The organism is Streptomyces sp. NPDC111507 (assembly GCF_055638955.1).
Map to the genome: position 1 here is coordinate 836,732 of NZ_JBVKBU010000002.1, position 26,567 is coordinate 863,298.

The following is a 26,567-nucleotide window of genomic DNA, read 5'->3' on the forward strand; positions in this document are numbered from 1 at the left end:
ACGGCCTTCGGCACACTCGTGCGCACATCCGTCGGCGCGCTCATCGGTTCGCTCGCATGTTGGTGATGGCTCCTTCGGTGTCACGGCGCAGCACGAAGCGCTGGTAGGCGAGGGCGAAGACGAGGGCGATCAGGAACATCACGACGCTGATGGCGCTCGCGTAGCCCATCTGATAGCGCTTGAAGCCGTACTGGAACATGGAGATCGCCATCGTCTCCGAGGCGTGGTCGGGGCCGCCCGTGGTGATCACCCAGACCAGGTCGAAGAGCTGGATGGAGAAGATGACCGACAGGAACGCGCTGATCCGGATGGTCGGGGCCAGCAGCGGCAGCGTGATGTGGCGGAAGCGCTGCCAGGTGCCGGCACCGTCGATGCGCGCCGCCTCATGCAGCTCGGCCGGGATGCCCTGCAGGCCGGCCAGGTAGAGCATCATGTGGAAGCCGAAGTACTTCCAGGTCATGACGAGGAAGAGGGTCGGCAGGACGGTGTGCGAGCCCGCGAACCAGTCGCCGCCGAGGCTGCTCAGCCCCACCGCGTCGAGGACCTTGTCGGCCAGTCCCTGCCCCGGCGCGAAGATCATGCCGAACAGCACGCCGGTGATGACTTCGGACAGGATGTACGGCGCGAAGAACAGCATCCGGTAGACCGCCCGGCCGCGCAGCTTCTGGTTGAGCAACACGGCCATGGCCAGCGCGAACGGCAGTTGAAGGGCGATTGAGAAGCCGATGAGCAGTCCGCCGCGCCACAGGTCCCCGAGGAACACGGGGTCCTTGAAGAGCCGCGTGTAGTTGTCGAGACCCTGGAAGTCCGAAGGCGACCCGAAACCGCCCCAGTTGAAGAAGCTGACGTAGATCGCGTAGCCCATGGGCGCCAGCACCAGCAGCCCGAACAGAGTGAGGGCGGGCACCGTGAACACGAACCCGGTAAGCCAGTCGCGCAGTCGGCGCAGGACGGGCCGACGGTTTCTCGTGCCCGCCGTCGGCAGCGGCGTCGCGCCGGTCGACTTGCCGAGATCGGGCACATACGTCGACGCGGTCGAGGTCGAGGTCGAGTGCGTCATCGCCGGCCGCTAGCTCTTCTCGCTCTTGGCGACCTGGGTCACCGAACGCGTGACCTGCTCGGGCGACTTGGAGCCGGCGATGAGCGCGGCGACGCTGTCGTTGATCTCCTGGCCGACGGCGGGGGCGTAGGCCTGGTCGAGGTAGAGCTGGAAGCCGGTGGCGTTGTTCAGGGCGTCCGACACGGCGGTGAGGTTGGGGTCGGTCAGCGCGGGGCGCGCGTCCTTGGACACCGGTATCAGGCCGGTCTCCTTGACGAGGGTCTCGGCGAACTGCTTCTCCGCGAAGAACTTCAGGAACTCCACCGCCGCGTCCGGCGCCCCCTTGCGCACCGCGTGGCCGCCGCCCCCGCCGAACACCTCGGTGAGCGCGCCCTTTCCGCCCTCCACGGAGGGGAAGGAGAAGAAGCCGAGATCGGCGCCGAGGCCCTTGCCGGAGGACTTCTCGACGCTCGGCGCCCACTGGCCCATCAGCTCCATGGCCGCCTTGCCGTTGCCCATCAGGGCCGCCTCACCGTTGGGGTCGGAGTAGGCCCCGCCGAGGAAACCCTTCTGGAAGGGTTCGAGCGCGACGAGGTCCTTGAGGTGCTGGCCGGCCGTGACGAACCCGGCGCCGGTGAAGTCGGCGTCGGTGGCGGCCTTCTGCATCGCCTCCAGTCCGGCGACGCGCATCGACAGGTACGCCCAGTAGTACATGCCGGGCCACTTCTCCTTGCCGGCCAGCGCGATGGGCGTGATCCCGGCGCTCTTGAGGGCCTTGACGGCGTCGAGGTAGCCGGACCAGGTGGTGGGCGGGGTGGTGATCTTGGCCTTCTTGAAGAGCGCCTTGTTGTACCAGAAGCCGACCATGCCGATGTCGAACGGGACGGCGTACGTCTTGCTGTCGAACTGGTAGGCCGACATCGCGGCGGGCACGAAGTTCGTCGTCCACGGGGAGACCTTGTCCGTCAGGTCCTCGACCAGACCCGCGTCGATCTGCTGCTTGAGGACTCCGCCGCCCCAGGTGTGGAAGATGTCCGGCAGTTTCCCGGAGGTGGTCAGCGCGGTCATCTTGGACTTGTACGCCTCGTTCTCCAGCGTGACGATCTTGACCTTCACGTCCGGGTGCGCGGCCTCGAAGTCCTTGGCGCGCTGGGCCCACAGCTTCTTCGCCGGGTCGGTGGTGGTGATGTTCCACCACTCGATCGTGGTCTTGCCCGAACTGTTCCCGCTGTCGGAGGAACCGCACGCGCTCAGGGCGGCCGCGCCCAGTCCGGTCGCCGCGGATGCCGCCAGGAACCTCCGGCGGGAGAAAGAGGTGTAGGTGTTGCCCAACGCTCGCATCGCACACCTTCCGGAAGAGAGCCGATAATTATCGGCCGAGTGCGCCGGAAGTTACGGGTGCGGGACAGCCGTGTCAACGCCCCTGACAAATATCGGAAGTTCTTTGGCCGCGAGTGGTTCGTGGCTGGTCGCGCAGTTCCCCGCGCCCCTGAAGGGGCGCTGATGCCGGCGCGCCCGAAGGGGCGCGGGGCTGTGTACATCAGCGGCTCCGCCGCGGGGCGCGGCCGACCCCCACCGGCCCGCAGCCCCGGAACAACCTCAAGCCCCCGCCCATGGGGCCGCCGTCAACCCCGTCGCGCCGTACTCGCCCGCACGACCAACTCGGTCGCCAACTCAACCCGCGGAGAAACCGGGTCCTCGCCAAGGGCCAGTCGCAGCACCGTGCGCGTGGCCAGCTTCCCCATGTCCGCGAGCGGCTGCCGCACCGTCGTGAGCGGCGGCGCCGACCACCGGACCTCCGGCAGGTCGTCGAACCCGACGACACTCATGTCCTCGGGCACCCGCATCCCTCGCCGCCGCAACGCCTCGATCGCCCCGAGCGCCATCTGGTCACTCGCCGCGAACACGGCGGTCGGCGGTTCCTCCAGGTCGAGCAGCGTGTTGCAGCCGTCGAAGCCGGCCTGATGGTAGAAGTCCCCCGGCACGATCAGCGCGTCGTCGACCGCGACCCCCGCGCCGTCCAGCGCCGCCCGGTACCCGTCGAGCCGCGCCCGCGAGCACAGCAACCGCACGGGCCCGGCGACAAAGCCGATCCGCCGGTGCCCGAGCCCGAGCAGATGCTCCGTCGCCGCCATCCCGCCCGCCCAGTTGGCGGCGCCGACGGTCGGCACGTCGAGGGTCGGGGACCCCGCCGGATCGATCACGACCAGCGGCACCCCGAGCCGCCGCAACTCCTCGTGCAACCGGGGTTCGAGGACCGAGGTCACGAGGATCACGCCGTCCGAGGCACGGGCGCGCAGATTGGTCATCCACTGCCGCGCCGAGCCCGACGCACCGTGGATGGCGGACACCACCGTGCCCACTCCGGAGGCGTGCGCGACCTCCTCGACCCCCCGGATGATCTCCACGGCCCAGGGGCTGTCGAGGTCGTTGAAGACCAGGTCGATGAGGGCCGCCCGGTCACCGGGTGCGGACGATTTGCGCTGGTAGCCGTGTCGCCGCAGCAGGTCCTCGATGCGGGCCCGGGTCTCCGGCGACACGTCGGAGCGACCGTTGACGACACGCGACACGGTGGGCACCGAGACGCCGGCCTGCCGGGCGATCTCGGTGATCGTCACCTTGTTCTTGATGCTCTCCCGGGCCACTGCGCCCACCTCCGTCGACACGTCGAACCGCCCCTCTACCGTTCCACACCCACGGACGAAACTTTGCAGGAGTCTTCCGGAAAAGCGAGGTCGGCGTGAAGCCCAGCCGGGGACGAAGACGTCAGGAGACCGACTCGAACCGCCACCGATGGACCGCCCGGGTCACCAACTCCCCGTCCGGCTCGGGGAGTTCGGGGAGATCGGCGTCGTAGGCCGCGTCCCACCAGGTGATGACGAGCACCCGGTCCTGCGGTGCGCGCAGGACCTCCCGTCGCAGCGGCTCGCTCGCCAGCTCCTGTCTCCGCACCCAGGCGAGCAGCTCGTCGCCCCGCCCGGGGACGGCCCGCGCCTCCCACATCAACGCGACGGTCACGAGTACAGGTTCTCCTTGGAGACCTCGTGCACGTGATCGTGATCGTGGCCGTGCTCGTGCGAACGACCGGGCACATGCGGGTCCGTCACCGGCAGCGAGGAGTCGGCCGACAGGTCCCAGTCGGAGGCGGCCCGGTTCCGGGAGACCATCTCCGCGCCCAGCGCGGCCACCATCGCCCCGTTGTCCGTGCACAGCTTCGGCCGCGGCACCCGCAGCCGGATCCCCGCGGCCTCGCAGCGCTCCTGGGCCAGCGCCCGCAGCCGTGAGTTGGCGGCCACGCCACCGCCGATCATCAGGTGGTCGACGCCCTCGTCCTTGCAGGCCCGTACGGCCTTGCGGGTCAGCACGTCGACGACCGCCTCCTGGAAGGAGGCCGACACGTCACGCACCGGCACCTCCTCACCCGCCGCCCGCTTGGCCTCGATCCAGCGGGCAACGGACGTCTTCAGCCCGGAGAAGGAGAAGTCGTACGCCGGGTCGCGCGGACCGGTCAGGCCGCGCGGGAACGCGATCGCCGAGGGGTCGCCCTCGCGCGCGTACCGGTCGATGACCGGACCGCCGGGGAAGCCCAGGTTCAGCACACGCGCGATCTTGTCGAAGGCCTCGCCGGCCGCGTCGTCGATGGTCGCGCCCAGCGGGCGGACGTCCGAGGTGATGTCGGTCGACAGCAGCAGCGAGGAGTGACCGCCGGAGACCAGCAGGGCCATCGTCGGCTCCGGCAGCGGGCCGTGCTCCAGCTGGTCCACGCAGATGTGGGAGGCGAGGTGGTTGACGCCGTACAGGGGCTTGCCCAGCGCGTAGGCGTACGCCTTCGCCGCCGAGACCCCGACCAGCAGCGCGCCGGCCAGCCCGGGCCCCGCGGTGACCGCGATGCCGTCCAGGTCCCTGGCGCTCACCCCCGCGTCCTTGAGCGCCCGGTCGATGGTCGGCACCATCGCCTCCAGGTGGGCACGGGAGGCGACCTCGGGCACGACGCCGCCGAAACGGGCGTGCTCGTCGACGCTGGACGCGACGGCGTCCGCGAGCAGCGTGTTGCCGCGGACGATGCCGACGCCGGTCTCGTCGCAGGAGGTCTCGATACCCAGGACCAGCGGTTCGTCAGCCATTGCTCTCTGTTCCTTGTACGCCGTTTACTGAGGGTGAACCCGGGGCGGAGCCGCTGTCGGACGCGGTGCGCATCCGCATGACCAGGGCGTCGACGTTGCCCGGCTGGTAGTAGCCACGGCGGAAGCCGATGGGCTCGAAGCCGAAGCGCTCGTACAGCTTCTGCGCGCGGACGTTGTCCACGCGGCACTCGAGCATGACCTCGGCGCACTCGAACGCGGTCGCGGCCCGCAGCAGCTCGGTCAGCAGCCGGGCGCCGAGGCCGGTGCCCCACTGATCACGTCGTACGGCGATGGTCTGTACGTCGCCCAGGTCACCGGAGGCGGCGAGCCCGGCGTATCCGACGAGTCGGCCGCTCTCGGTCGCCACCACGTACCGGCGCGTCGCCCCGGGCCCCCGGGCGTGGGCCAGCTCGGACCAGAACATCCCCCGCGACCAGGCGTCCTCGGGGAAGAGGTCCTTCTCCAGCTCCAGTACGGGATCGATGTCCCACCAGCGCATCTCGCGCAGCTCGGCGGTCACTTCGGGGTGACCACCTTGTAGTTCTTGGGCACCTGGGCGTCCGGGCGGCGCAGGTAGAGCGGCCGGGGCGCCTCCAGCTCCTCGCCCGCGGCGAGTTTCTCCGCGGCCAGGGACGCGAGCGCGCCCGCCGGGACATGCTCGGGAGCACGGGCGTCCGGGAAGGTGTCGGGATAGAGCAGCGCACCCGCGCCCACGGCGGGCAGACCGGCGACCGTCCCGGCGATGTCGGCGGGCCGGTCGACGGTGGGCGCGGAGGCACGCGTACGGGGGTCGTCGTACAGCGCCCAGTACACCTCCTTGCGCCGGGCGTCCGTCGCGACGACGAACGGGCCCTCGACGCCGGTGCCGTCGGCGGCGTACGCGAGCCCGTCGAGGGTGCACAGGCCGTGCACGGGCACGCCGAGCACGAGGCCGAAGGTGTCGGCGGTCATGAGGCCGACGCGCAGCCCCGTGTACGGGCCGGGGCCTACGCCCACGACGATGCCGGTGACGGCGTCCAGCTTGAGGCCTGCCTCGGCGAGCACCCGGTCGACGGCCGGCAGCAGCAGCTCTCCGTGCCGGCGCGCGTCCACCTGGCTCGACGAGGCGATGACGGACGTGCCGTCGTGCAGGGCGACGGTCACGGCGGGGGTGGCGGTATCCAGAGCGAGCAAGAGCACGCAAACAGCCTACGGCGCCCGAGCGGGACGCACGGCCGTCCCGGTCTGCGGGGCGGCGGCTGCTACCGTCACCACAAAGGACGTAATGGACACGAACGCGGTACGAGAGGCGGGTACACAAGGTGGCTAGGAACAGCTCGGGATTCGTGGCCGGGCTCACCGCGGCGGCTGTCGCGGTGGTCGGCTTCCTCGCCTACCAGGCGTCCGCGAACGTGCCCGACACCCTGAGCAAGCCCTCCGCGGGCGCGTCCAAGGTCCCCACCACGAAGGCTCCCCGGGACAAGAAGAACCCAGTGGCGCTGCCGACCGCCTCGGGCAGGGGTGAGCGGGTCGTCTACTCGGTCGACGACGACCGCGTGTGGCTGGTCACCGCGAACAACAGGACCGAGCTCACCTTCAAGATCACCCCCGGCACGGTGGACCCGGCGGTCGGCACCTACGCCGTCACCTCTCGCTCCAAGGCCGTCACCGGATCGGACGGCGCCCAGATCGAGCACGTCGTCCGTTTCGCCGTCGTGGACGGCGTGGCGATCGGCTTCAGCTCCGCCATAGACGGCTCCACGGGCTCCCCCGACTCCACCAAGAAACTCGGCGGTATCCGGGAGTCCCGCAAGAACGGCACCGCGATGTGGAACTTCGCAACGATCGGCGTGAAGGTAATCGTCATCCGGTAACTGTCGGCGCCCCGAAGGGGCGCGGGGAACTGCGCGATCAGCCCCCACCGGGCCCGCACCCGAAAATCCACGCCCCCGCGGAGCGCTCACGCGGCTTTGCGCGGCCGCGCCTCCGCACGCGGAGCCTCCGGCATGGGCGCCCGAGGCGGCCTGGACACCGCGTCGGCCGCCGCACACGACGCCAGGAGATCCCGCATCGACACCCCACCGCACGGCTGCTGCACCGACACGTCACGTTCCGAAGCCGACATGGACGCCTCCTGGGGATTCGGGGGCAAGCGTGGTTAGGTAGACCTAACTACGGACTGAGGTCCATGTGACCACGGCCGGGACACCGAACGCAACATCTTGCCGACGACTTGTCGGAACCTTCACGTCCCCGGAACCCTCACCCAGGGTGATCAAGCCGCGAGCACGCTCAGATCGGTCGTCGCCCAGCGCTCCCCGAGCCCGGTGATCGTGACGTGCCGTACCTCGTCCGTGGTGTCACCGACGGCCCGGTGGATGACGACGTCGAGCCGGTCGTCGGTGAGCTCCTCGACCTTGCCCTCGCCCCACTCCACGACGATCACCGAGTCGGAGAGTGACACGTCGAGGTCGAGGTCCTCCATCTCGTCGAGCCCCCCGCCCAGCCGGTACGCGTCCACGTGCACGAGCGGCGGACCGTCACCGAGGGAGGGGTGCACCCGGGCGATGACGAAGGTAGGCGAGGTGACCGCGCCCCGTACGCCGAGCCCCTCGCCGAGGCCGCGGGTCAGCGTCGTCTTGCCCGCGCCGAGCTCCCCGTTCAGCATCACGAGATCGCCCGCGCGCAGCAGCTTGGCCAGGTGAAGGCCCAACTCCCGCATCTGTTCTGGCGAGTTGACGGTGATCCGGACGTTCACGCCCTCGGCGGCGGGCTCAGCCGGGTTGTGCGCTGCTGCTGGTGCTTCCATAGCCACCCACGGTAGCCCCTGCCGGGACGGCGCCCGCGCGCATCAGAAGGTCGGCGAGACGGTCTATGACCACCTCGGGGTGCTCCAGCATGACCAGATGCCCGGCGTCCGGGACGAGCACCAGTTCGGCGTCCGGCAGCAGGTCCGCGATCGCCTCGCTGTGCTCACTCGGTGTCACCATGTCGCCGACCCCGGCCAGCACCAGCACCGGCAGTTCGGCGAAGTACGCGAGGGCCTCGGTCTTGTCGTGCTCGGTGAACGCCGGGTAGAACTCCGCGACGACGTCGATCGGAGTGCCCTCGATCATCCGTTCGGCGAACCGCACGATGGCCGGGTCGACGTCCCGGGACGCGAACGAGTACCGCTTGATGATCCCCGCGAACAGGTCGGCCGTGGCCCGCCGCCCCCGCTCCACCAGGGCGGCCTGCTGACCGAGCGCCTTCAGCACCCCGGGAAGCACCCGGCGCACCGCGTTGACGCCCGCGACGGGCAGCCCGAAGTTGACCTCGCCGAGCCGCCCGGACGACGTACCGACGAGCGCGACCGCGACGACCCGTTCGCGGACGAGGTCCGGATACCGGTCCGCCAGCGCCATGACGGTCATCCCGCCCATGGAGTGCCCCACCAGCACGATCGGCCCCTCGGGCACGGCCGCGTCGATGACGGCCTTCAGGTCCTGGCCCAGCTGGTCGATGGAGACGGGCGTGCCGTCCTTCGTCTGCGCGACCCCGCGCCCGGAGCGGCCGTGACTGCGCTGGTCCCAGTGCACCGTGCGCACCACCCCGCGCAGCGCGGCCCGCTGGAAGTGCCAGGAGTCCTGGTTGAGGCAGTACCCGTGGCTGAAGACGACGGTGACGGGGGCCGGGGCCTTGCGCCCGAAGAGCCGGCGCCGGCGCGGGGTGAACGTCACATCCTGCTCGATGTCGTCCACCTCGTAGTACAGCTCGGTGCCGTCGTCGGCGTACGCCTTGCCCGGCGTGCCGCGCAGCGAGCCGTACGGGCCCGTCGAGTCGAGTGCGAGGCGGGCCTTGTTGCGCATGCCGCGGCCCACCGTCAGCCGCTCTATGGCGACTCCGGCGGCGGCGCCCGCGGCCACCACGCCTATGGCGACGCCGGCGATACCGGCCTTGCGCCAGTTCCCGGCGGCGGAGGCGACGGCCGCCGCGGCGACGTCCGTGACGGCCTCCGCGCTGCTCTCGCTCACGTACCGCTCCTCTTCGCCGGGATGTCGTTCACTTCAGAAGGTCGTGCTGGGGTGGTGCCGGTCGTGCTGAGGGTGGTGCCGGAGGTACCGCTGATGGTGCAACTATGTCCTGTTGCCCTGTTGTCCTGCGCGGGGCACCCCCTGTACTCCTTGTGGGTTACCCGCCTTGTTCCTTATTCACGTATACGCGCGGCACTCGGGTTCCGATCCGGGTGACGATTTCGTACGCGATCGTCCCCGCCGCTCGCGCCCAGTCCTCGGCGGTCGGCTCGCCCCGGTCGCCCGGACCGAACAGGATCGCCTCCGAACCGGGCACCGGCTCGTCCCCGCCCAGGTCGACCACGAACTGGTCCATCGCGACCCGTCCCGCCACCGTCCGCCACTTGCCGCCCACCAGCACCGGTCCGGTGCCGGAGGCGTGGCGCGGCACGCCGTCCGCGTAGCCGACGGGGACGAGGCCGAGGGTGGTGGCACCCGCGGTGACGTAGTGATGTCCGTAACTGACCCCGTGGCCCCCCGGTACGTGCTTCACCAGCGCGAGGGACGCGCTCAGCGTCATCACCGGGCGCAGCCCGAAATCGGCCGGGGTGCCGATCTCCGGGCTGGGCGAGATGCCGTAGACCGCGATCCCCGTCCGTACGAGGTCGAAGTGGCTCTCGGGGAGGGTCAGCGTGGCCGGCGAGTTCGCGATGTGCCGCACCTCGGGGCGCACGCCCCGCTCCTCGGCGTACGTCACCATCTCGCGGAAACGGTCCAGTTGGGCACGGATGGAGGGATGCCCGGGTTCGTCGGCGCAGGCGAAGTGCGACCACAGACCGGTGATGTCGATCAGCCCGCGTTCCTCGGCGCGCAGTGCCTCGCGCACGAGTTCGGGCCAGTCGGCGGGCTGGCAGCCGCCGCGCCCGAGCCCGGTGTCGGCCTTGAGCTGGACCCGGGCGGCCGTCCCGGCCGCCTCGGCCGCGGCGGTGACCTCCCGCAGGGCCCACATCCCGCTCACCGACACGTCGAGGTCGGCCTCGACGGCCTCCCGCCACGGCCCGCCCGGCGTCCACAGCCAGCACATGATCCGGCTGTCGGTCAGGCCGGCCGCGCGCAGGGCGAGGGCCTCCTCGGGAGTGGCGGTGCCGAGCCAGGTGGCGCCCGCCTCCAGTGCGGCGCGGGCGCACGGGACCGCCCCGTGGCCGTACGCGTCGGACTTGACCACGGCCATCAAGGCCGCGGACGGCGCGTGGGCACGCAGGGTCCGCACGTTGGCTCGCAGGGCGGCCAGGTCGATCTCTGCGCGGGCGCGCAGGGGTGCTGTGTCGTTCATCGCGCCCCCAGTGTCTCAGAGGGGCCCGAGGGCCCCCGGAGGACGGTCAGGTGCCGGCCCTGCGGCCCCACACGTACACGTGGTCGTTCGTCTTGGTGACGTTCCACAGGGAGCGGGCGTCGGCGAGGCGCAGATTGACGCAGCCCCACGAGCCGTTCGGGTCGTAGACACTGCCGTAGATGGCGTGGAAGGCCTGTCCGCCGCTGAAGAACTGGCTGTACGGCATCGGGCTGTTGTACAGCGTCGACCAGTGGTTCTTGTGCTTCCAGTAGACCTTGAACCAGCCGGTCCTGGTCCGGTACCCGGCCCGCCCGCTGCGCATCGGCACCGGTCCCCACAGCACCTTCTTCCCCTTCTGCACCCAGGTGAGCTGCCGGGGCAGGTCCACGCACGCGACGCGGTACGACCGCACGGGACACTTCCCGGCCGCGTTCGGGTTCTTCTTCGCGGACAGCAGCTGCATCCGGGCCCAGGTGACGGGGCCGGCGTAGCCGGTGTTCGGCTTGATCCCCTGCTTCGTCTGGAACGCCCGGATGGCGGCGCAGTCGCCCGCCGACTGCTTCCCGTCGACCTTCAGCTTCAGCCACCGCTCGACCTGCCGCTGGTACGGCCCGGTCAGCTTGGTGCACGTCACGGACTTGCCCGCGACGGCCTCACTGAGGGGGACGTACTCGATGAGCGCGTCCGTCTGCGCGGGCGCGTCCCTCGGCTCGACGGCGTCCTCCTGCGCACTCGGTGTGTACACCTTGGGCGGCAGCATCTGGTCCGGCGTGTCCACCTGCCACGGCTGCTGGGGCCCCGGCCGCACGCCGGGCACCAGCTCGCTTCCCGGCCCGGGCGCCGGGGGCCCGGCCTGCGCCGCCGCCCCCTCCACCGGCATCACCACCAGCAGCGCGAGGAGCACCCCCACGCTCCCGCATCTCATTCGTCTGCTCATCATCATGCGACCAGCGATACGCAACCCTGGGGCGAGCGGGGGTGAGCCGCGCGGACGGGGTCCCCCGTAATGGGCAACGCAGCGCCGCATAAGGGGCGCGGGGAACTGCGCGACAAGCCCCCACCCACCCGCAACCCGGGGGTCCGGGGGCGGAGCCCTCAGGTACGGATGGGACGGGTAGGGGCGGCGGGGGCAAGGAACCCGGGTTCAGCGAACCCCGTCGCAGACGTCCCGCCAGGCCTCCGGAATCGCCGCCGCGACGTCATGCGCCCCCAAGGGCGCCCCGTCCGCCGCGAGCCTCCCCGCCAGCCCATGCAGATACGCGCCCACACTCCCCGCGTCCAACGCCGACAACCCGGCCGCGAGCAACGACCCCGCAAGCCCCGACAGCACGTCCCCGCTCCCGGCCGTGGCCAGCCACGCCGTCCCCGTCGGATTCACCCGCACCGCACCGCCCCCCGGATCGGCGACCAGAGTCGTCGACCCCTTCAGCAGCACGGTCGCCCCGTACCGAAGCGCCAACTCCCGCGCCGAAGCCAGCCGAGCCGCCTCGACCGACTCCCGCGAGACCCCGAGCAACGCCGCCGCCTCCCCGGCATGCGGAGTCATCAGCGTGGGCGCGGTACGGGCCCGTACGGCGGACCGGTCCGCGAGCCGCAGCCCGTCCGCGTCCACCAGCACCGGCACATCCGCCTCGAGCACCTGCGCCACCGCCGACGCGTCGTCCCCGACCCCGGGCCCCGCCACCCATGCCTGGACCCGCCCGGCCCGTGCGGGCCCCTGGTCCGACACGAGCGTCTCGGGAAAGCGGGAGATCACGGCATCCGCCGCGGGCCCGACGTAGCGCACCGCCCCCGCCCCACCCCGCAACGCGCCGGACACGGCGAGCACGGCGGCGCCCGGATACCGCGCGGACCCGGCCGCGATCCCGACGACCCCACGCCGGTACTTGTCGCTCTCGGCCCCGGGCACCGGCAGCCGCGCCGCCACGTCCGCGTGCTGAAGGGCCTCCAGTTCGGCCTCCTCGGGCAGTTCGAGCCCGATGTCGACGAGGCGTACCGAACCGGCGTACTCGCGCCCCGGGGCGATGAGCAGCCCGGGCTTGTGCGTCCCGAAGGTCACCGTCAGATCGGCGCGGACGGCGGTGCCCAGGACCTCTCCCGTGTCGGCCTCGATCCCGCTCGGCAGGTCCACGGCGACCACGGCCGCCCGGGAGTCCGCCGCGTACTGGGCCAGCGGCACCGCCTCGGGCCGCAGCCCGCCCTTGCCCCCGATGCCGACGATCCCGTCCACGACGAGGTCGGCCCGCAGGATCAACTCCTCGGCGGCGCCGGACCCGGCGACCGTGCCCCCGGCCCGCCGCAGCGCGGCCAGGCCCGCGCCGTGCGTCCGTTCGGGCACGAGCAGCACGGCGGTGACCCCCGCCCCCCGCCGCGCCAGCCGGGCCCCGGCGTACAGGGCGTCGCCCCCGTTGTCCCCGCTGCCCACGAGCAGCACGATCCGGCTGCCGTACACCCGTCCCAGCAAGTCCGCGCAGGCAGCGGCCAGTCCGGCCGCGGCGCGCTGCATCAGCGCACCTTCCGCAAGCCGCGCCATCAGCTCACGCTCTGCCGCCCTGACCGTCTCCACGCTGTACGCAGTACGCATGGGTCGAGTCTCCCGTACGCGCGCTCACCGCGCCGCCCCGGCCGCCGGCCCCTCCCCCGCCCTACCCCTCTGCCACCACCACGGCCGAGGCCACCCCCGCGTCATGGCTCAGCGACACATGCCACGAGCGGACGCCCAGTTCGGCCGCGCGCGCCGCCACCGTCCCCGTCACCCGCAGTCGTGGCCGGCCGCTGTCCTCGACGTAGACCTCCGCGTCCGTCCAGTGCATGCCCGCCGGAGCGCCCAGCGCCTTGGCGACCGCCTCCTTCGCGGCGAAGCGCGCGGCCAGGGACGCGATGCCGCGGCGCTCCCCGTTCGGCAGGTGCAACTCCTGATCCAGGAAGAGCCGATGGGCCAGCCCCGGCGTACGCTCCAGCGCCGCCAGGAACCGGTCGATCTCGGCCACGTCGATACCGACCCCGATGATGCTCATGCCCAGCACCCTATGGGCCGGACGGCCGCCGACGTGCCGACCTCTCGGCGTTGATTGCGCGAGCTCAGTGCTCGGCGTTCTTCGGCACGGTGATCTGGTGCTCGCCCCAGCTCATCCGTGTCGTCGCCTCGTAGTTCACCGTCGTACCCGCGTCGAGACCCGCCTCCCGGGCCCTGGCCGATGGTTCGACCAGCACGCTCTGCTCGCAGAGCATCGCGCCGGTGGACGGGTCCACGACCAGCCGCTGCTGCACGCTCCCCAGCGGGGTCCGCGCCGTACCGGGGAACGCGACACCGACGCCCTCACGCCCCAGTGGATCGGTGACACGCCCGAGCCCCCGGACGCCGGGCAGGTCCGCGAGCACCCGGTACGCGGCCGCCCGTACGGCGGGCTTCACCGGCATCGTGATGAGGTCGGCCGCCTGGCGCAGCACCGAGGCCGTGCGGCCGCCGCCGGTCTCGGCACCGCTGCTGTCCTCCTCGTACAGCTTCTCCAGCTGACGGCGCAACTCCCCACTACTGGAAGGGAGTTCGCGCAGATCCTGGTACGAGACGTTCCGCGGGCCGAGGGCGTAGATCTTGTCGCCGGCGTTCGTCCGCATGACCATCGGCCGCCCGGTTCCGATCCTGTACCCCAGCGTGCCCTGTCCGGCCGCTGTCGAGGCCTCGGCCTGCACCGTGGCGGGCGAGCCCGCGGCCCGCCAGCGCGCCTTGTCCGCCTCGGTGCGGGGTGCGGTCACGTTGTCCAGACCGGAGACCATCAGGCTCCGGGTTCCCGGGCGCACACCCACCGACCACTCGCCGGTCGACGTGGTGCGCACGGCGAAGAGCTGTCCCTTCGCGCCGACGACGTTCACGTCCTCCGAGCGCGTGGCGGTCTGCCAGTACGTTCCCTCGGCTGCCGGTGTCTCCGCCTTCTTCGCCACGCTGAGCAGTTCGAGGCGGCCGTCGACCTGGACGTCGGCACGGCCCTGCGACGCCGCCGAGGCCGACCCCGCCGTGGCGGCCGGGGACCGCGGGTGGGCGCTCGCGCGCACACCTGAAGGATCCTGCCCGTCGAGCGTGCTCACGACCACCACGGACGCCGCGACCGCCGCCACGGCCACGACGGTCCCGAGCGGCCGGATCCCGGCCCACAGGCGCCGCGGTTCCTGGGAGCGTGCCGCTCGACGGTCCGTCGCTCCGGCCAGGATGCGTGCCAGGTCGTCGTGCTGCCGCGGGGAGTCGGCCAGCCGCGCCGGGTCGAGTTCGTCGGGCCGGGCGTCCGCGAGCACCCTCAGGACGTCGGGCCGCCCGGACCGTGCGGGGGTGTTCTTCATGTGAGTGCTCCTTTGCGATCGGTGCTGCGGTGCGGGTTCCGAGCGGGTGGCACTTGCGCGGCCTGCGCTGGTGCGGGGGGCGCTGGTGCGGGCGGGGCTTGCGCAGGCGCTACGGACGCCGTCTCCGCCGGGGACATCGCCTCCAGGGAGACCGCCTCCAGGGCCTTCTCCAGACGGCGGCGGGCCCGGTGCAGCCGGACGGTCAGCGTCGCGATGGTGCAGCCCAGGACCCGTGCCGCCTGCTTGGGACTCAGCCCGTGCCAGGCGATCAGGGTCAGCAGCTCCCGGTCGGCGTCGGACAGACCCGCCAGGGCCTGCAACGCGGCTTCCCGGTCGGTCACGTCCGCCGCGACGTCACCGACGTCGCTCCGGGCACCGCTGCTGATGCGCTGGGCCTCCTGGGCGGCGATGGCGTACTGGTGGCTGTCGCGGCGGCGCAGTTCGCGCACCAGGTTGCGGGCCACTCCCAGGAGCCAGGGCAGCGCGGGTTGCGGAATGTCCCGCACGCGCCGCCAGGCGACGGTGAACGTCTCGCTCGTGATGTCCTCGCCTACCTGCCGGCCCACCAGACTCGTGGCATAGGCGAGGACGCGCGGATAGCACTCCTCGTAGACATCCTTGAAGCGTTGGGCATGTGTCACACGCCATCCCCTCATGTCGGCTCTCTCACCAAGCAATGCGCGTGACGGCCCACTTCTTACAGGGCGAGTCGAAATTCATGCGGTGTGGTCCGCGTCACGCCGAGGAGAGAGGAGAGGCGAGGGGTGCCCGATACCGAAGGAGCGGGAACGGCCGCAGCCGTTCCCGCTCGATCTCTGTGCTGTACGGCCTCTGTGAAGTCCGGCCGGGTTTCTCAGACGGTGCCGGAGTCCGAGATGACGATCTTCTTGGACGTGGCGCCGGAACGGCTGCCGAGCTTCTCGACGGCCCGGACGACGTCCATGCCCTCGACGACCTCACCGAAGACGACGTGCTTGCCGTCGAGCCAGTCAGTGACGATCGTGGTGATGAAGAACTGCGAGCCGTTGGAGTTCGGGCCGGCGTTGGCCATGCTCAGCAGGCCCGGCTTGGTGTGCTTGAGCTTGAAGTTCTCGTCCGGGAACTTCGTACCGTAGATGCTCTTGCCGCCGGTGCCGTTCTCGTTGGTGAAGTCACCGCCCTGCAGCATGAAGTCCGGGATGACACGGTGGAACGGCGAGCCCTTGTAGCCGAACCCGTTCTGGCCGGTGGCCAGCTCACGGAAGTTGCGGGCCGTCTCCGGGACCACGTCGTCGTACAGCTTGAACTCGATCCGGCCGAGCGGCTCCCCGTCCGCGGACACCTCGAAAAAGACGTTCTGTCCCATGGCACTGCTCCTCTTGTACTCGAAAGGTCGTGTCCGAGAATAAGAGGGCACCGGCCCACGGGTCGCAGCGGGAACCCCCACAGCGGGACAAACGGCCTAACGCCACCGTGGGGACGAGCCTTCTCGCCGACCCTAGTCACTCTCCGCCGGACTGATTCACACTCCGCCGCCGGTTGCTCTTCGCGGAGGCGCGCACCAGCTCCCCCAGGACGAGCGTCACCGCCGCCACGCCCCGGACCCAGCGGGGCCCGCCCCGCGACGCCCACACCACACACACGCACCCACCGATGACAAGCACCAGGAGACCGGCCGGCACCACAACGCTCATGTTCCCCACCCTGCATTCGCCTATCCGTACGGTGCGGTGATCCTCTCAGGAGAGAGCGCCCCCGCGTGATGTCACTAGGCTCACTTGCCGGAGCCGACGTGGTAGCCGACGGGGTCGACGACGACGTCCGGAACGGTGCCACTGGCGGGGGCGACGGTGATGGTCAGATCGTTGAGATTCACGATCTCCCCGACCGTCTCGTTGGGCGGGGTGACGAGGAGCCGGGTGTAGGTCTTGCCGGAGCCGCTGGTGTCCGGGCTGAAGTGCAGCAGGAAGCGGGTCTCCTCGCCGGGCGCGATGGTGACGGTGGACGCCGTGGCGTCGGCGCGGGCGGCGTCGGGCCCGGTGTCGCCCAGGCCGTCGGGGCCCACGAGTTGGACGCCCGGGAAGCCGTGCATGCTGCACTTGCTGGAACCGGTGTTCTTCATGTTGACGACTATCTCGTCCTTGATCCCGCTGGCGGTGGCGCTGAAGGCGAGATGGGGGACCTTGCACCTGGAGCCCGACGTCGATGACTGGGTCTGGGCGGTGAGCTTGCTGCCCTTGCTGGAGCTGGTGGAGGAGCCGGACGAGGAGGAACCCGAGGTCGAGGTCGAGCCCTTACCGCCGGTGGAGGAACCGGACGAGGAGGAACCCGACGACGAGGAACCTGACGACGAGGTCGAGCCCTGATCGCCGGTGGAGCTGCTCGCGGCGGTGGACGCGCTGGTGTGGGCGGAAGCGCTCGAGTCGCTGCTGCCGCACGCGGTCAGCGAGAGGCCGGCAGCGGCGACGATGAGAGCGAGGGCGGACATCTTCTTGACGCGCATCGGTACTCCTGGGAAGCGGTGTTGTCGCGCTCGCTCCGGCTGAGCGTGCGTTGCTGCTTCAGAGGAGACCCGCCGCCGGGCGGGCGTTGCGAGAGGAGTCGCATCAAGACGCCCCTGTGACAGGCGAGTCGATACGCCGTTACGGGAAGGCGGAGGAAGCGGGACAACGGACCCGGCACGTGCCAACTGCCCACCCGTCACGGCGAACAGCTTTGCGGTATGAGGCCGCCGCCAGCTCGCACCACACGTACTTGCCGCGCTGCCCGTTTCTGGCCGGCGGCTGCCCTCGACGGCCACACCGGCTCCGCCGGTGCCGTTCCCGGATGTGGAGGGGGCGGCGGAGTAGCTGTCTCGTGCAAGACGGGCTGGAGTGCGCCGGGGGCCTCCGGCCCCGTACGGCTATTCGGGCCGCACGTCCGCGAACAGGTCCTCCGCGTAGGCCACGTGCACCGCCCGTTCCGACCAGGCCTTGAGCTGATCCAGGTGGGAACACGCCTGCACCCGCCGCCGGACGGAGTCAGGTACCTGGAGGCCTCGAAGCTCCAGGATCTTCAAGGTCATTTCGATGCGGTCTTCGACGCGCCCTTCGCCCCCACCTTCTCCGCGACCGGGTGGCGGAAGAAGTAGTTCACCGGAGCCATCAGGTCCCTCCAAATCTCCTTCGCCTGGGAATCCACCAGGCCAGACGTCACGAGCTGTACGAGCAGAGCCGCGCTTGCCGGGTCGACCGTCTCCAGAGCCGTCGCGAGTGGTCCCAGTATCGCGGCGGCACGCGGCCCTTTACCATGCGTAACCGCCGAGAGCACCGCGAGCGACAGGTCCTGCGCGGCCTCCTTCTCGTCGGTGATCACCGGCACGTTGTCCGGTCCGAGAACCATCGGCCGTACGACGAGCGAGGACCAGCCGGGCAGACCGAACCGGATGGGCTGCGCGGCCCACCGCGCGGTGGAACTGCTCTGGGTCATGACAATGAGCACCGGCTCGCAGCGGTACTCCTCGTAGAGGTCCCGTTCGCCCTGGAGGGCTTCGCCGGTGCCGCGAGCGCCATGGTGTACGCCGGAGGCGCCGTGCCCATGCTGGACACCGTCGTACGCGATACACCCCACAGCACGGCCTTCATCGACGCCGAAGCCCAACTCGGCGCCTCTCGAACGCTCTTCCGCAAGGTGGAGTCGAGCTGACAAAAGAGCTATGAGGCAGCGCATGCGCACCCCCGACAACTGGCGCAAGTCGTCCTACTCGGGTCCGGGCGACGGCAACTCCTGCGTCGATATCGCCAACTCACCCACCCACATAGCCATCCGCGACTCAAAGACCCCGGCCAGAGCCACCCTCACCTTCCCGTCCGAAGCCTTCGTCCCCTTCATCGAAGCCCTGAAGCCGGCTCACTCCACCGTCACCGACTTCGCCAGGTTTCGAGGCTGATCCACCTCGTTCCCCCGCGCCGTCGCCAGTTCACACGCGAACACCTGCAACGGCACCGTCGCGACGAGCGGCTGAAGCAGCGTCGGCGTGGCCGGAATCCGGATCAGGTGATCGGCGTAGGGCACCACCGCCTCGTCACCCTCCTCCGCGATCACGATCGTGCGCGCACCCCTCGCCCGGATCTCCTGGATGTTGGACACGATCTTGTCGTACAGAACCGAGCGCCCGCGCGGGGACGGCACGACGACCACGACCGGCAGATCGTCCTCGATCAAGGCGATCGGCCCGTGCTTCAGCTCACCCGCCGCGAAGCCCTCCGCGTGCATGTAGGCGAGTTCCTTGAGCTTGAGGGCGCCTTCCAGGGCGACCGGATAGCCGACGTGCCGCCCCAGGAACAGCACGGTGTCCTTGTCGGCGAGCGATCGTGCGAGCTCGCGTACCGGCTCCATGGTCTCCAGGACCCGTTCGACCTCGCCGGAGATCTGGGACAGGTCACGGATGACGGCCTGGATCTCGTCGCCCCACTTGGTGCCGCGCACCTGGCCCAGGTACAGCGCGACCAGATAGCAGGCGACCAGCTGCGTCAGGAACGCCTTGGTGGACGCGACGGCGACCTCAGGACCCGCGTGCGTGTAGAGCACCGCGTCCGACTCGCGTGGGATCGTCGAACCGTTCGTGTTGCAGATCGCCAGCACCTTGGAGCCCTGCTCGCGGGCGTGCCGCAGCGCCATCAGCGTGTCCATGGTCTCGCCGGACTGGGAGATGGCGATCACCAGCGACCGCGTACCGAGAATCGGATCCCGGTACCGGAACTCACTCGCGAGCTCCACCTCGCACGGGATCCGCGTCCAGTGCTCGATGGCGTACTTGGCGATCAGCCCGGCGTGGAAGGCGGTCCCGCAGGCCACGATGACGACCTTGTCGATCTCGCGCAGCTCGTGAACCGGGATCCGCACCTCGTCGAGCGTCAGTGAACCGGCCGCGTCGATCCGGCCCAGGAGCGTATCGGCGACCGCCTTGGGCTGCTCGGCGATCTCCTTGAGCATGAAGTAGTCATAACCGCCCTTTTCCGCGGCCGAGGCGTCCCAGTCGATGTGGTACTTACGCACGTCCGCCGGACGGCCGTCGAAACCGGTCACCGTCACGCCGTCCCGGCGCAGCTCCACCACCTGGTCCTGACCCAGCTCGATCGCCGACCGCGTGTGGGCGATGAACGCGGCGACGTCCGAGGCGAGAAAGGCCTCGCCCTCTCCGACGCCCACCACGAGCGGCGAGTTCCGCCGCGCCCCCACCACCACGTCCGGCGCGTCCGCGTGGACCGCGACCAGCGTGAACGCGCCCTCCAGGCGGCGGCACACCAGCCGCATCGCCTCCGCGAGGTCGTCGCACGCCGAGAACTCCTCGGCGATCAGGTGTGCGACCACCTCGGTGTCGGTCTCGGAGGCCAGCTCGTGCCCGCGCTCGGCCAACTCGGCACGCAGGAGAGCGAAGTTCTCGATGATCCCGTTGTGCACGACGGCGACGCGCCCCGCGTTGTCGAGATGCGGATGGGCGTTCGCGTCCGTGGGGCCCCCGTGCGTGGCCCAGCGCGTGTGCCCGATCCCCGTCGACCCGGTCGGCAGCGGCCGGCCGACCAGCTCCTTCTCCAGGTTGACCAGCTTCCCGGCCTTCTTCGCGGCGGCGAGCCCCCCGTCCGCCAGCACGGCGACACCCGCCGAGTCGTACCCCCGGTACTCCAGCCGCTTCAGCCCGGCCATCACCACATCAAGCGCCGACTGCGACCCCACGTATCCCACGATTCCGCACATGCGCCGCAGCCTAAGCGCCAACAGCCCCCCGAACCCGGCACTGCGTGCCCGAATTCGGAAATTCTGGCCACCTTTCGCAGCGCCCCCGGCCCCCTGGGCGCCCCCGCGTAACCGCCTACGTGACCCACCCCACCCCCCACCCCGTCCACACTCCCGTAACAATGGACTGTGATCTCTCCGGTCTCCCCGATGCCCCGGAGCGCCCACCGGCACAGGCCGGAGGCGACTCCCTACGTCGACCTCACCCGATCCGAGTGGAGCGTGCTGCGCGAAAAGACGCCGCTGCCGCTGACCGCCGAGGAGGTCGAGAAGCTGCGCGGTCTGGGCGATGTCATCGACCTCGACGAGGTGCGGGACATCTATCTGCCGCTGTCCAGACTGCTCAATCTGTACGTCGGCGCCACGGACGGGCTCAGAGGGGCGCTGAACACCTTCCTCGGCGAGAAGGGCTCCCAGTCCGGCACCCCGTTCGTCATAGGGGTGGCCGGATCGGTCGCCGTCGGCAAGTCCACCGTCGCGCGCCTGCTGCAGGCCCTGCTCTCCCGTTGGCCCGAACACCCGCGCGTCGAACTGGTGACCACGGACGGCTTCCTGCTCCCCACCAAGGAGCTGGAGGCACGCGGTCTGATGTCGAGGAAAGGTTTCCCCGAGTCGTACGACCGTCGCGCCCTCACCCGGTTCGTCGCCGACATCAAGGCGGGGAAGGACGAGGTCACGGCCCCCGTCTACTCCCACCTGATCTACGACATCGTCCCCGACCAGCGGCTCACCGTCCGCCGCCCGGACATCCTCATCGTCGAGGGCCTGAACGTCCTGCAGCCCGCCCTCCCGGGCAAGGACGGCCGCACCCGCGTCGGCCTCGCGGACTACTTCGACTTCAGCGTGTACGTCGACGCCCGCGCCGAGGACATCGAGCGCTGGTACCTCAACCGGTTCAAGAAGCTCCGCCAGACCGCCTTTCAGAAGCCCGACTCCTACTTCCGCAGGTACACGCAGGTCTCCGAGGAGGAGGCGCTCGACTACGCCCGCACGACCTGGCGCACCATCAACAAGCCCAACCTGCTGGAGAACGTGGCCCCCACCCGCGGCCGCGCCACCCTCGTCGTGCGCAAGGGCCCGGACCACAAGGTGCAGCGTCTGAGCCTGCGCAAGCTGTAGTACCGGGCCGCGGGGCCGTCATCCGGTGCGTATACCCTGCGCCGCATGCTGCATCTGCGTCTGATCACCCCGGCCGACCGCACCGACGACGTCGTACGGCTGATCGAGAGGACCGTGGGCACGACCCATCTCGTCGTGCTCACGGGCGCCGCCCGCAACCCGGCGGGGGACGTGGTGACGTGCGACGTCGCGCGGGAAGCGGGCGACGAACTGATCGGCGGGCTGCGGGAGATGGAGCTCGACCGGACCGGGTCGATCGCCGTCGAGAACATCGATCTGTCGCTGTCGAAGCGTGCCGACAAGGCGGAGGACGAGGCGCCGGGCGAGGGCGCGGACGCGGTGCTGTGGGAGCACCTGGCCGACGCGACGCACGAGGAGTCGACGCTCTCGGTGACCTACGTCGCCTTCCTCACGCTCGCCACGATGATCGCGGCCTGTGGTGTGGTCCTCGACAACGCGATCCTGATCGTGGGCGCGATGGCGGTGGGCCCGGAGTTCGGGCCGCTGGCCGGCATCTGCACGGCGCTGGTCCAACGCGTCCCGCGGCTGGCGTGGCGCTCCCTGAACGCGCTGCTCGTGGGCTTCGCGGTGGCGTTGGTGGTGACGGTCGGCTTCACGTACTTCATGGACGCGGTGGGCCTGTTCAGCGCGGTCAAGCTGGACGCCGAGCGGCCCAACACCAACTTCATCTACCGTCCCGACGCGTTCTCGTTCGTCGTCGCGGTCCTGGCCGGCGTGGCCGGCACCCTCTCGCTGACCTCGGCGAAGTCGGGCGCGCTGGTCGGTGTCGCCATCTCGGTGACCACGGTGCCGGCGGCGGCGAACGCCGCCGTGGCCTTCACCTACGGCGAGTACAGGCAGGCCTGGGGCTCCACCGAGCAGCTGCTGCTCAACCTGCTGGGCATCGTGCTGGCCGGTACGTTCACGCTGGTCGTCCAGAAGTGGCTCTGGGCCCAACAGCGTGAACGTGCCGCCAAAGCAGGTCGGTTCTAGCCCAGCGCCGACTTCACCGCGTCCGCGAGCCGCCCCGCCACCGACCGCGCGTGGTCGATGTCGGCGGCCTCGACCATGACCCGGACGAGCGGCTCGGTGCCGGAGGGACGCAGCAGCACCCGGCCGGTGGAGCCGAGTTCCCGCTCGGCCTCGGCGACCGCGGCCGCCAGTTCGGCGGAGCTGTTCACCCGCGAGCGGTCGACGTCGGGGACGTTGATGAGGACCTGCGGCAGCCGTTCCATGACGGACGCGAGGTCCTGGAGCGTACGGCCGGTCTGGGCGATCCGGGCCGCCAGCAGCAGGCCGGTCAGCGTGCCGTCGCCGGTGGTGGCGTGGTCGAGGATGATCACGTGCCCGGACTGCTCACCGCCGAGCGCGTAGTTGTGCTCCTTCATCTCCTCCAGGACATAGCGGTCGCCGACCGCGGTCTGGATGAGGGAGACGCCCTCACGCTCCATGGCCAGCTTGAAGCCCAGGTTGGACATGACCGTCGCAACGACCGTGTCGGAGCGCAGTGCGGAACGCTCCCGCATCGCCAGCGCGAGTACGGCCAGGATCTGGTCGCCGTCCACCTCGGCACCCGTGTGGTCCACGGCGAGGCAGCGGTCGGCGTCACCGTCGTGCGCGATGCCGAGGTCGGCCCCGTGCTCGACGACGGCGGCCTTCAGGAGGTCGAGGTGGGTGGAGCCGCAGCCGTCGTTGATGTTCAGGCCGTCGGGCGAGGCACCGATCGTGATGATCTCGGCACCGGCCCGCGTGAAGGCCTCGGGAGACACTCGGGCGGCGGCGCCGTGCGCCTCGTCGAGGACGACCTTCAGGCCGTCGAGGCGGTTCGGGAGCACGCCGAGGAGGTGGGCGACGTACTGGTCGAGCCCCTCGTCGTACACGCGCACGCGCCCGACCCCGGCGCCGGTGGGCCGGTCCCAGGGCGCACCGGTGCGGTGCTCCTCGTAGACGCCCTCGATCCTGTCCTCCAGCTCGTCGGCGAGCTTGTGGCCGCCGCGGGCGAAGAACTTGATGCCGTTGTCGGGCATGGCGTTGTGGCTGGCCGAGAGCATCACGCCGAGGTCGGCGCCCAGCGCGCCGGTGAGGTACGCCACCGCGGGGGTGGGCAGCACACCGACGAGCAGGACGTCCACACCCGCGCTGGCCAGGCCCGCGACCACAGCGGCTTCCAGGAACTCCCCGGACGCGCGCGGGTCCCGCCCGACCACTGCCACCGGCCGGTGGCCCTCGAACGTACCCGCCTCGGCCAGCACATGTGCCGCCGCCACGGAGAGACCGAGCGCCAGCTCGGCCGTCAGATCCGCGTTGGCGACACCGCGCACGCCGTCCGTGCCGAAGAGTCGTCCCACTGGTGTCCTCCTGATGAAGCTCAGTTTTCGGAAGTCATCCGATCATGCAAGCCTTTGAGCGCCTTGTGCCGTTATACGCCTTGGGCTGTGATAAACGAACGCCCCGGCGGCACACAGCGTGCCGCCGGGGCGAACGGTCGTACGAATACGCAGCAGCCAGTGATTAACGCTTGCTGTACTGCGGAGCCTTACGGGCCTTCTTGAGACCGGCCTTCTTGCGCTCGACCGCACGGTCGTCGCGCTTGAGGAAGCCGGCCTTCTTCAGGGCCGGGCGGTTGTTGTCCACGTCCGCCTCGTTCAGCGCGCGGGCGACACCGAGACGGAGCGCACCGGCCTGACCGGAGACGCCGCCACCCGAGATGCGGGCGATGACGTCGTAGCGGTTGTCGAGCTCGAGCACCTTGAAGGGCTCGTTGACTTCCTGCTGGTGCACCTTGTTGGGGAAGTAGTCCTCAAGGGTGCGACCGTTGATCTTCCACTTGCCGGTGCCCGGGACGATCCGGACGCGGGCGATGGCGTTCTTGCGACGGCCCAGGCCGGCGGCCGGCTGCGGGTCGCCGAAGCGGCCCGCGAGCGACTCCGAGGTGTACTCGCCCTCGACGGGGACCTCGGACTCGGTGGTGTAGTTCTCGATGTCGACGAGCTCAGTCTCTTCGACCGGCTGCTCAACGGTGGTCTCGGCCACGATTCTCCTCAGATTCTTTTCTGTCTTAGGGGGTGGTGGCCGGAACTACTGCGCGACCTGGGTGATCTCGAACGGGACCGGCTGCTGAGCAGCGTGCGGGTGGTTCTCGCCCGCGTAGACCTTCAGCTTCGAGAGCACCTGACGGCCCAGGGTGTTCTTGGGGATCATGCCCTTGATGGCCTTCTCGATGGCCTTCTCGGGGTTCTTGGCCAGCAGCTCGTCGTAACGGACGGAGCGCAGACCACCCGGGTACCCGGAGTGGCGGTACGCCAGCTTCTGGGTCTTCTTGTTGCCGGAGAGGTGCACCTTGTCGGCGTTGATGATGATGACGAAGTCACCAGCATCGACGTGCGGCGCAAAGATCGGCTTGTGCTTGCCCCGCAGGATGTTCGCGGCAGTGGTCGCCAGACGGCCCAGGACGACATCCTGGGCGTCGATGACGTACCACTGGCGAGTGATGTCGCCGGGCTTGGGGCTGTACGTACGCACGGTCGTAGCCTTCGCTTCTTCAGTGAGTGGGTCCTGACATGGCCACCACGGACGATCACGACAGCCCTGACCGCACCTCGGTGACGCATACCGAGTGCTGGTCGCTGGTCATCGGCCCCGGTGGACCGGTGTAAGGGCCCCTCACGTGAGAATGAGCAAGCCAATACACATAACGAACTGCAAGAGTACCCGCGGTTGCCCGGACGGGTCAAAACGCGGGTTCGCGACCCGAGTGCCTGGGCGCTCGGGGCCACGCGAACAGTTCCTGGAAACAGAGTAAGGCAGTCCTTTCCTCCGCAACGGTCCGACTACCCGGCGTCACCGGACGGCCGATGCCAGGGAGCCTGTCGAAGCGTGTCGCACCAACCACCCGGAGATGTCAGTTTTGCCCGTGCGCACTCAGGTCACGCTAGGGGCTCAAGTGCCCTCCGGTGCGGAACGCCACCCCCCGGAGCCCGTCTAAGATGCGCCCCATGAGTTATGGGCAGGGTGGGCAGGGGGAGCCTCCGTGGGATCCCTGGAAGCCTGGTTCTCAGCAACCCGATTGGGGACGTCGGAACCAGACTCCGGACTGGGCGGCACTCGCCGAGGCGTCCGAGACACGCAACCGTAGGCGCAGACTGCTGGTGATCGTCGGCTCGGCGGTCGCCACGATCGCGGTCGGCGCTGCCGTCGCCGTGGCCGTCGTCTCCTCGAACGGGGACAACCAGGCCGGGAACACGCCCAGCAAGCTGCCCGCCACCGCGAGCATCCCGAGCGACAGCACGGCGCCGGTACCGACGTTCGCGCCGACCTCGGCGCCGCCGCCGCTGGATCCGATGGACTTCATATCCAGCGTGCAGAAGGACACCGCGCCGCTCAGCCCGGACATCCTCTTCCCCGGTTCGCAGCTCACGATGGGTGACCGCGTCTACCGCAAGGGCCCCACCGCTTCGACGACGAACTGCGCGTCGGCCGTGCAGGGCACGCTGCCCGCGGTGCTCAACAAGAACGACTGCACCCGGATGATGCGCGTCACCTACAGCAAGGACGGCGTCTCGGTGACCGTCGGCGTCGCGGTCTTCAACACCGCGGCCCAGGCGGTCAAGGCGAAGTCCGAGGCGGACAGCAAGAGCATCATCACCTCACTGTCCGGCCAGGGCGTCGCCAACTTCTGCCGTACGGCGGTCTGCCGCTCGACCACCAACTCCTACGGCCGTTACGCCTACTTCACGCTGGCCGGCTTCACCAACGGCAAGGACGTGACGACGAAGGACGCCAAGGTCTTCACGACCGGCGACGACCTGGCCGAGTTCACCTTCCGCCAGATCCGCCGCCGCGGCGAGGCCCAGGCGTCGACGGCGGCCAACCAGTAACCGGCCGGCCGGCCG

The 26,567-nt window shown here is 70.2% G+C and carries 28 protein-coding genes and 2 pseudogenes; 7 read left to right on the plus strand and 23 right to left on the minus strand.

What is annotated here, in order from left to right; translation table 11 throughout:
• Positions 1-40 precede the first annotated feature (40 nt).
• From ACZ7M2_RS11230 to tsaB, 7 genes are all read right to left on the minus strand, one after another.
• The gene (locus tag ACZ7M2_RS11230) at positions 41-1,060 is read right to left on the minus strand and encodes a carbohydrate ABC transporter permease (RefSeq protein WP_471595021.1); all 1,020 of its coding nucleotides are present in this window, start codon (positions 1,058-1,060) and stop codon (positions 41-43) included.
• Positions 1,061-1,069: 9 nt separating this feature from the next.
• Positions 1,070-2,380, minus strand: a complete 1,311-nt coding sequence (locus ACZ7M2_RS11235) for an extracellular solute-binding protein (RefSeq protein ID WP_471595022.1) — start codon at positions 2,378-2,380, stop codon at positions 1,070-1,072.
• A 284-nt stretch (positions 2,381-2,664) separates the two neighbouring features.
• Complete coding sequence (locus ACZ7M2_RS11240) at positions 2,665-3,705, minus strand: LacI family DNA-binding transcriptional regulator (RefSeq protein WP_388118542.1); 1,041 nt, start codon at positions 3,703-3,705, stop codon at positions 2,665-2,667.
• Positions 3,706-3,805: 100 nt separating this feature from the next.
• Positions 3,806-4,057, minus strand: coding sequence for a hypothetical protein (locus tag ACZ7M2_RS11245; protein WP_471595023.1), 252 nt, complete (start codon positions 4,055-4,057; stop codon positions 3,806-3,808).
• Positions 4,054-5,163 (minus strand): tRNA (adenosine(37)-N6)-threonylcarbamoyltransferase complex transferase subunit TsaD, encoded by a 1,110-nt coding sequence (gene tsaD / locus ACZ7M2_RS11250; protein WP_471595024.1) that lies wholly within the window; start codon positions 5,161-5,163, stop codon positions 4,054-4,056. Before tsaD ends, ACZ7M2_RS11245 begins: the two co-directional genes overlap by 4 nt.
• Positions 5,156-5,662 (minus strand): ribosomal protein S18-alanine N-acetyltransferase, encoded by a 507-nt coding sequence (gene rimI, locus ACZ7M2_RS11255; RefSeq protein WP_060895788.1) that lies wholly within the window; start codon positions 5,660-5,662, stop codon positions 5,156-5,158. Before rimI ends, tsaD begins: the two co-directional genes overlap by 8 nt.
• A 17-nt stretch (positions 5,663-5,679) precedes the next feature.
• Positions 5,680-6,342 carry a tRNA (adenosine(37)-N6)-threonylcarbamoyltransferase complex dimerization subunit type 1 TsaB gene (gene tsaB / locus ACZ7M2_RS11260; RefSeq protein ID WP_471595025.1) on the minus strand — a complete coding sequence of 221 codons (663 nt, stop codon included), beginning with the start codon at positions 6,340-6,342 and terminating at the stop codon, positions 5,680-5,682.
• Positions 6,343-6,464: 122 nt separating this feature from the next.
• Between tsaB and ACZ7M2_RS11265 the strand changes: the two genes are divergently transcribed.
• Together ACZ7M2_RS11265 and ACZ7M2_RS11270 are read left to right on the plus strand one after the other, a co-directional pair.
• Positions 6,465-7,016: a hypothetical protein gene (locus tag ACZ7M2_RS11265; protein WP_471595026.1), complete on the plus strand. Its 552-nt coding sequence runs from the start codon at positions 6,465-6,467 to the stop codon at positions 7,014-7,016.
• Positions 7,017-7,148: 132 nt separating this feature from the next.
• Positions 7,149-7,304, plus strand: coding sequence for a hypothetical protein (locus tag ACZ7M2_RS11270; protein WP_352050530.1), 156 nt, complete (start codon positions 7,149-7,151; stop codon positions 7,302-7,304).
• Between the two features lie 113 nt (positions 7,305-7,417).
• Here ACZ7M2_RS11270 and tsaE read toward each other — a convergent pair whose 3' ends face one another.
• The 12 genes and pseudogenes from tsaE to ACZ7M2_RS11330 form a co-directional block, all read right to left on the minus strand.
• Positions 7,418-7,951, minus strand: a complete 534-nt coding sequence (tsaE, locus tag ACZ7M2_RS11275) for a tRNA (adenosine(37)-N6)-threonylcarbamoyltransferase complex ATPase subunit type 1 TsaE (protein WP_471595027.1) — start codon at positions 7,949-7,951, stop codon at positions 7,418-7,420.
• Positions 7,917-9,155, minus strand: coding sequence for an alpha/beta fold hydrolase (locus ACZ7M2_RS11280; protein ID WP_067367025.1), 1,239 nt, complete (start codon positions 9,153-9,155; stop codon positions 7,917-7,919). Before ACZ7M2_RS11280 ends, tsaE begins: the two co-directional genes overlap by 35 nt.
• Positions 9,156-9,312: 157 nt before the next feature.
• The gene (gene alr, locus ACZ7M2_RS11285) at positions 9,313-10,467 is read right to left on the minus strand and encodes an alanine racemase (protein ID WP_471595028.1); all 1,155 of its coding nucleotides are present in this window, start codon (positions 10,465-10,467) and stop codon (positions 9,313-9,315) included.
• Between the two features lie 46 nt (positions 10,468-10,513).
• Positions 10,514-11,407, minus strand: coding sequence for a L,D-transpeptidase family protein (locus ACZ7M2_RS11290; protein WP_471595231.1), 894 nt, complete (start codon positions 11,405-11,407; stop codon positions 10,514-10,516).
• 204 nt (positions 11,408-11,611) lie between these two features.
• Positions 11,612-13,051 carry an NAD(P)H-hydrate dehydratase gene (locus ACZ7M2_RS11295; protein WP_471595029.1) on the minus strand — a complete coding sequence of 480 codons (1,440 nt, stop codon included), beginning with the start codon at positions 13,049-13,051 and terminating at the stop codon, positions 11,612-11,614.
• Between the two features lie 61 nt (positions 13,052-13,112).
• Positions 13,113-13,484 (minus strand): holo-ACP synthase, encoded by a 372-nt coding sequence (locus tag ACZ7M2_RS11300; RefSeq protein WP_060895278.1) that lies wholly within the window; start codon positions 13,482-13,484, stop codon positions 13,113-13,115.
• 64 nt (positions 13,485-13,548) lie between these two features.
• The gene (locus ACZ7M2_RS11305) at positions 13,549-14,802 is read right to left on the minus strand and encodes a CU044_5270 family protein (protein ID WP_471595030.1); all 1,254 of its coding nucleotides are present in this window, start codon (positions 14,800-14,802) and stop codon (positions 13,549-13,551) included.
• Positions 14,799-15,443: an RNA polymerase sigma factor gene (locus tag ACZ7M2_RS11310; RefSeq protein WP_471595031.1), complete on the minus strand. Its 645-nt coding sequence runs from the start codon at positions 15,441-15,443 to the stop codon at positions 14,799-14,801. The genes ACZ7M2_RS11305 and ACZ7M2_RS11310 overlap by 4 nt, the downstream gene beginning before the upstream one ends.
• Before the next feature lie 212 nt (positions 15,444-15,655).
• Positions 15,656-16,147, minus strand: a complete 492-nt coding sequence (locus tag ACZ7M2_RS11315) for a peptidylprolyl isomerase (protein ID WP_471595032.1) — start codon at positions 16,145-16,147, stop codon at positions 15,656-15,658.
• A gap of 136 nt (positions 16,148-16,283) precedes the next feature.
• Complete coding sequence (locus ACZ7M2_RS11320) at positions 16,284-16,475, minus strand: hypothetical protein (RefSeq protein WP_471595033.1); 192 nt, start codon at positions 16,473-16,475, stop codon at positions 16,284-16,286.
• 80 nt (positions 16,476-16,555) lie between these two features.
• Positions 16,556-17,284 carry a DUF4232 domain-containing protein gene (locus ACZ7M2_RS11325; RefSeq protein ID WP_471595034.1) on the minus strand — a complete coding sequence of 243 codons (729 nt, stop codon included), beginning with the start codon at positions 17,282-17,284 and terminating at the stop codon, positions 16,556-16,558.
• 399 nt (positions 17,285-17,683) lie between these two features.
• Positions 17,684-18,288, minus strand: a pseudogene (locus ACZ7M2_RS11330) (hypothetical protein); the annotation flags it as partial.
• On the opposite strand from ACZ7M2_RS11330, the pseudogene ACZ7M2_RS11335 reads away from it, so the two are divergent.
• Together ACZ7M2_RS11335 and ACZ7M2_RS11340 are read left to right on the plus strand one after the other, a co-directional pair.
• Positions 18,289-18,465: pseudogene (locus ACZ7M2_RS11335) on the plus strand (transcriptional regulator); the annotation flags it as partial.
• A gap of 22 nt (positions 18,466-18,487) precedes the next feature.
• Entirely contained in the window at positions 18,488-18,709 is a 222-nt protein-coding gene (locus tag ACZ7M2_RS11340; protein ID WP_471595232.1) for a DUF397 domain-containing protein, read from the plus strand.
• Here the strand turns inward: ACZ7M2_RS11340 and glmS are convergent.
• The gene (gene glmS / locus ACZ7M2_RS11345) at positions 18,670-20,517 is read right to left on the minus strand and encodes a glutamine--fructose-6-phosphate transaminase (isomerizing) (RefSeq protein WP_471595035.1); all 1,848 of its coding nucleotides are present in this window, start codon (positions 20,515-20,517) and stop codon (positions 18,670-18,672) included. The two genes, ACZ7M2_RS11340 and glmS, sit on opposite strands and share 40 nt — an antisense overlap.
• A 189-nt stretch (positions 20,518-20,706) precedes the next feature.
• Between glmS and coaA the strand changes: the two genes are divergently transcribed.
• Together coaA and ACZ7M2_RS11355 are read left to right on the plus strand one after the other, a co-directional pair.
• Positions 20,707-21,675, plus strand: a complete 969-nt coding sequence (coaA, locus tag ACZ7M2_RS11350) for a type I pantothenate kinase (RefSeq protein ID WP_352046447.1) — start codon at positions 20,707-20,709, stop codon at positions 21,673-21,675.
• 45 nt (positions 21,676-21,720) lie between these two features.
• The gene (locus ACZ7M2_RS11355; RefSeq protein WP_471595036.1) at positions 21,721-22,668 is read left to right on the plus strand and encodes a DUF389 domain-containing protein; all 948 of its coding nucleotides are present in this window, start codon (positions 21,721-21,723) and stop codon (positions 22,666-22,668) included.
• Here the strand turns inward: ACZ7M2_RS11355 and glmM are convergent.
• From glmM to rplM, 3 genes are all read right to left on the minus strand, one after another.
• Entirely contained in the window at positions 22,665-24,023 is a 1,359-nt protein-coding gene (glmM, locus tag ACZ7M2_RS11360) for a phosphoglucosamine mutase (protein ID WP_471595037.1), read from the minus strand. The two genes, ACZ7M2_RS11355 and glmM, sit on opposite strands and share 4 nt — an antisense overlap.
• 163 nt (positions 24,024-24,186) lie before the next feature.
• Complete coding sequence (gene rpsI / locus ACZ7M2_RS11365; RefSeq protein WP_060895271.1) at positions 24,187-24,708, minus strand: 30S ribosomal protein S9; 522 nt, start codon at positions 24,706-24,708, stop codon at positions 24,187-24,189.
• A gap of 45 nt (positions 24,709-24,753) precedes the next feature.
• Complete coding sequence (rplM, locus tag ACZ7M2_RS11370) at positions 24,754-25,197, minus strand: 50S ribosomal protein L13 (protein WP_075028506.1); 444 nt, start codon at positions 25,195-25,197, stop codon at positions 24,754-24,756.
• A gap of 473 nt (positions 25,198-25,670) precedes the next feature.
• On the opposite strand from rplM, the gene ACZ7M2_RS11375 reads away from it, so the two are divergent.
• Positions 25,671-26,552: a hypothetical protein gene (locus ACZ7M2_RS11375; protein ID WP_471595038.1), complete on the plus strand. Its 882-nt coding sequence runs from the start codon at positions 25,671-25,673 to the stop codon at positions 26,550-26,552.
• Positions 26,553-26,567 lie beyond the last annotated feature (15 nt).

Coding starts and splice junctions, on each gene's coding strand:
- ACZ7M2_RS11230 (WP_471595021.1), bottom strand. CDS start 1,060: ATGACGCACTCGACCTCGACCTCGACCGCGTCGACGTATGTGCCCGAT.
- ACZ7M2_RS11235 (WP_471595022.1), bottom strand. CDS start 2,380: ATGCGAGCGTTGGGCAACACCTACACCTCTTTCTCCCGCCGGAGGTTC.
- tsaD (WP_471595024.1), bottom strand. CDS start 5,163: ATGGCTGACGAACCGCTGGTCCTGGGTATCGAGACCTCCTGCGACGAG.
- rimI (WP_060895788.1), bottom strand. CDS start 5,662: ATGCGCTGGTGGGACATCGATCCCGTACTGGAGCTGGAGAAGGACCTC.
- ACZ7M2_RS11270 (WP_352050530.1), top strand. CDS start 7,149: ATGGGCGCCCGAGGCGGCCTGGACACCGCGTCGGCCGCCGCACACGAC.
- tsaE (WP_471595027.1), bottom strand. CDS start 7,951: ATGGAAGCACCAGCAGCAGCGCACAACCCGGCTGAGCCCGCCGCCGAG.
- alr (WP_471595028.1), bottom strand. CDS start 10,467: ATGAACGACACAGCACCCCTGCGCGCCCGCGCAGAGATCGACCTGGCC.
- ACZ7M2_RS11290 (WP_471595231.1), bottom strand. CDS start 11,407: ATGATGAGCAGACGAATGAGATGCGGGAGCGTGGGGGTGCTCCTCGCG.
- ACZ7M2_RS11295 (WP_471595029.1), bottom strand. CDS start 13,051: ATGCGTACTGCGTACAGCGTGGAGACGGTCAGGGCGGCAGAGCGTGAG.
- ACZ7M2_RS11300 (WP_060895278.1), bottom strand. CDS start 13,484: ATGAGCATCATCGGGGTCGGTATCGACGTGGCCGAGATCGACCGGTTC.
- ACZ7M2_RS11305 (WP_471595030.1), bottom strand. CDS start 14,802: ATGAAGAACACCCCCGCACGGTCCGGGCGGCCCGACGTCCTGAGGGTG.
- ACZ7M2_RS11315 (WP_471595032.1), bottom strand. CDS start 16,147: ATGGGACAGAACGTCTTTTTCGAGGTGTCCGCGGACGGGGAGCCGCTC.
- ACZ7M2_RS11320 (WP_471595033.1), bottom strand. CDS start 16,475: ATGAGCGTTGTGGTGCCGGCCGGTCTCCTGGTGCTTGTCATCGGTGGG.
- ACZ7M2_RS11325 (WP_471595034.1), bottom strand. CDS start 17,284: ATGCGCGTCAAGAAGATGTCCGCCCTCGCTCTCATCGTCGCCGCTGCC.
- ACZ7M2_RS11340 (WP_471595232.1), top strand. CDS start 18,488: ATGCGCACCCCCGACAACTGGCGCAAGTCGTCCTACTCGGGTCCGGGC.
- glmS (WP_471595035.1), bottom strand. CDS start 20,517: ATGTGCGGAATCGTGGGATACGTGGGGTCGCAGTCGGCGCTTGATGTG.
- coaA (WP_352046447.1), top strand. CDS start 20,707: ATGCCCCGGAGCGCCCACCGGCACAGGCCGGAGGCGACTCCCTACGTC.
- ACZ7M2_RS11355 (WP_471595036.1), top strand. CDS start 21,721: ATGCTGCATCTGCGTCTGATCACCCCGGCCGACCGCACCGACGACGTC.
- ACZ7M2_RS11375 (WP_471595038.1), top strand. CDS start 25,671: ATGAGTTATGGGCAGGGTGGGCAGGGGGAGCCTCCGTGGGATCCCTGG.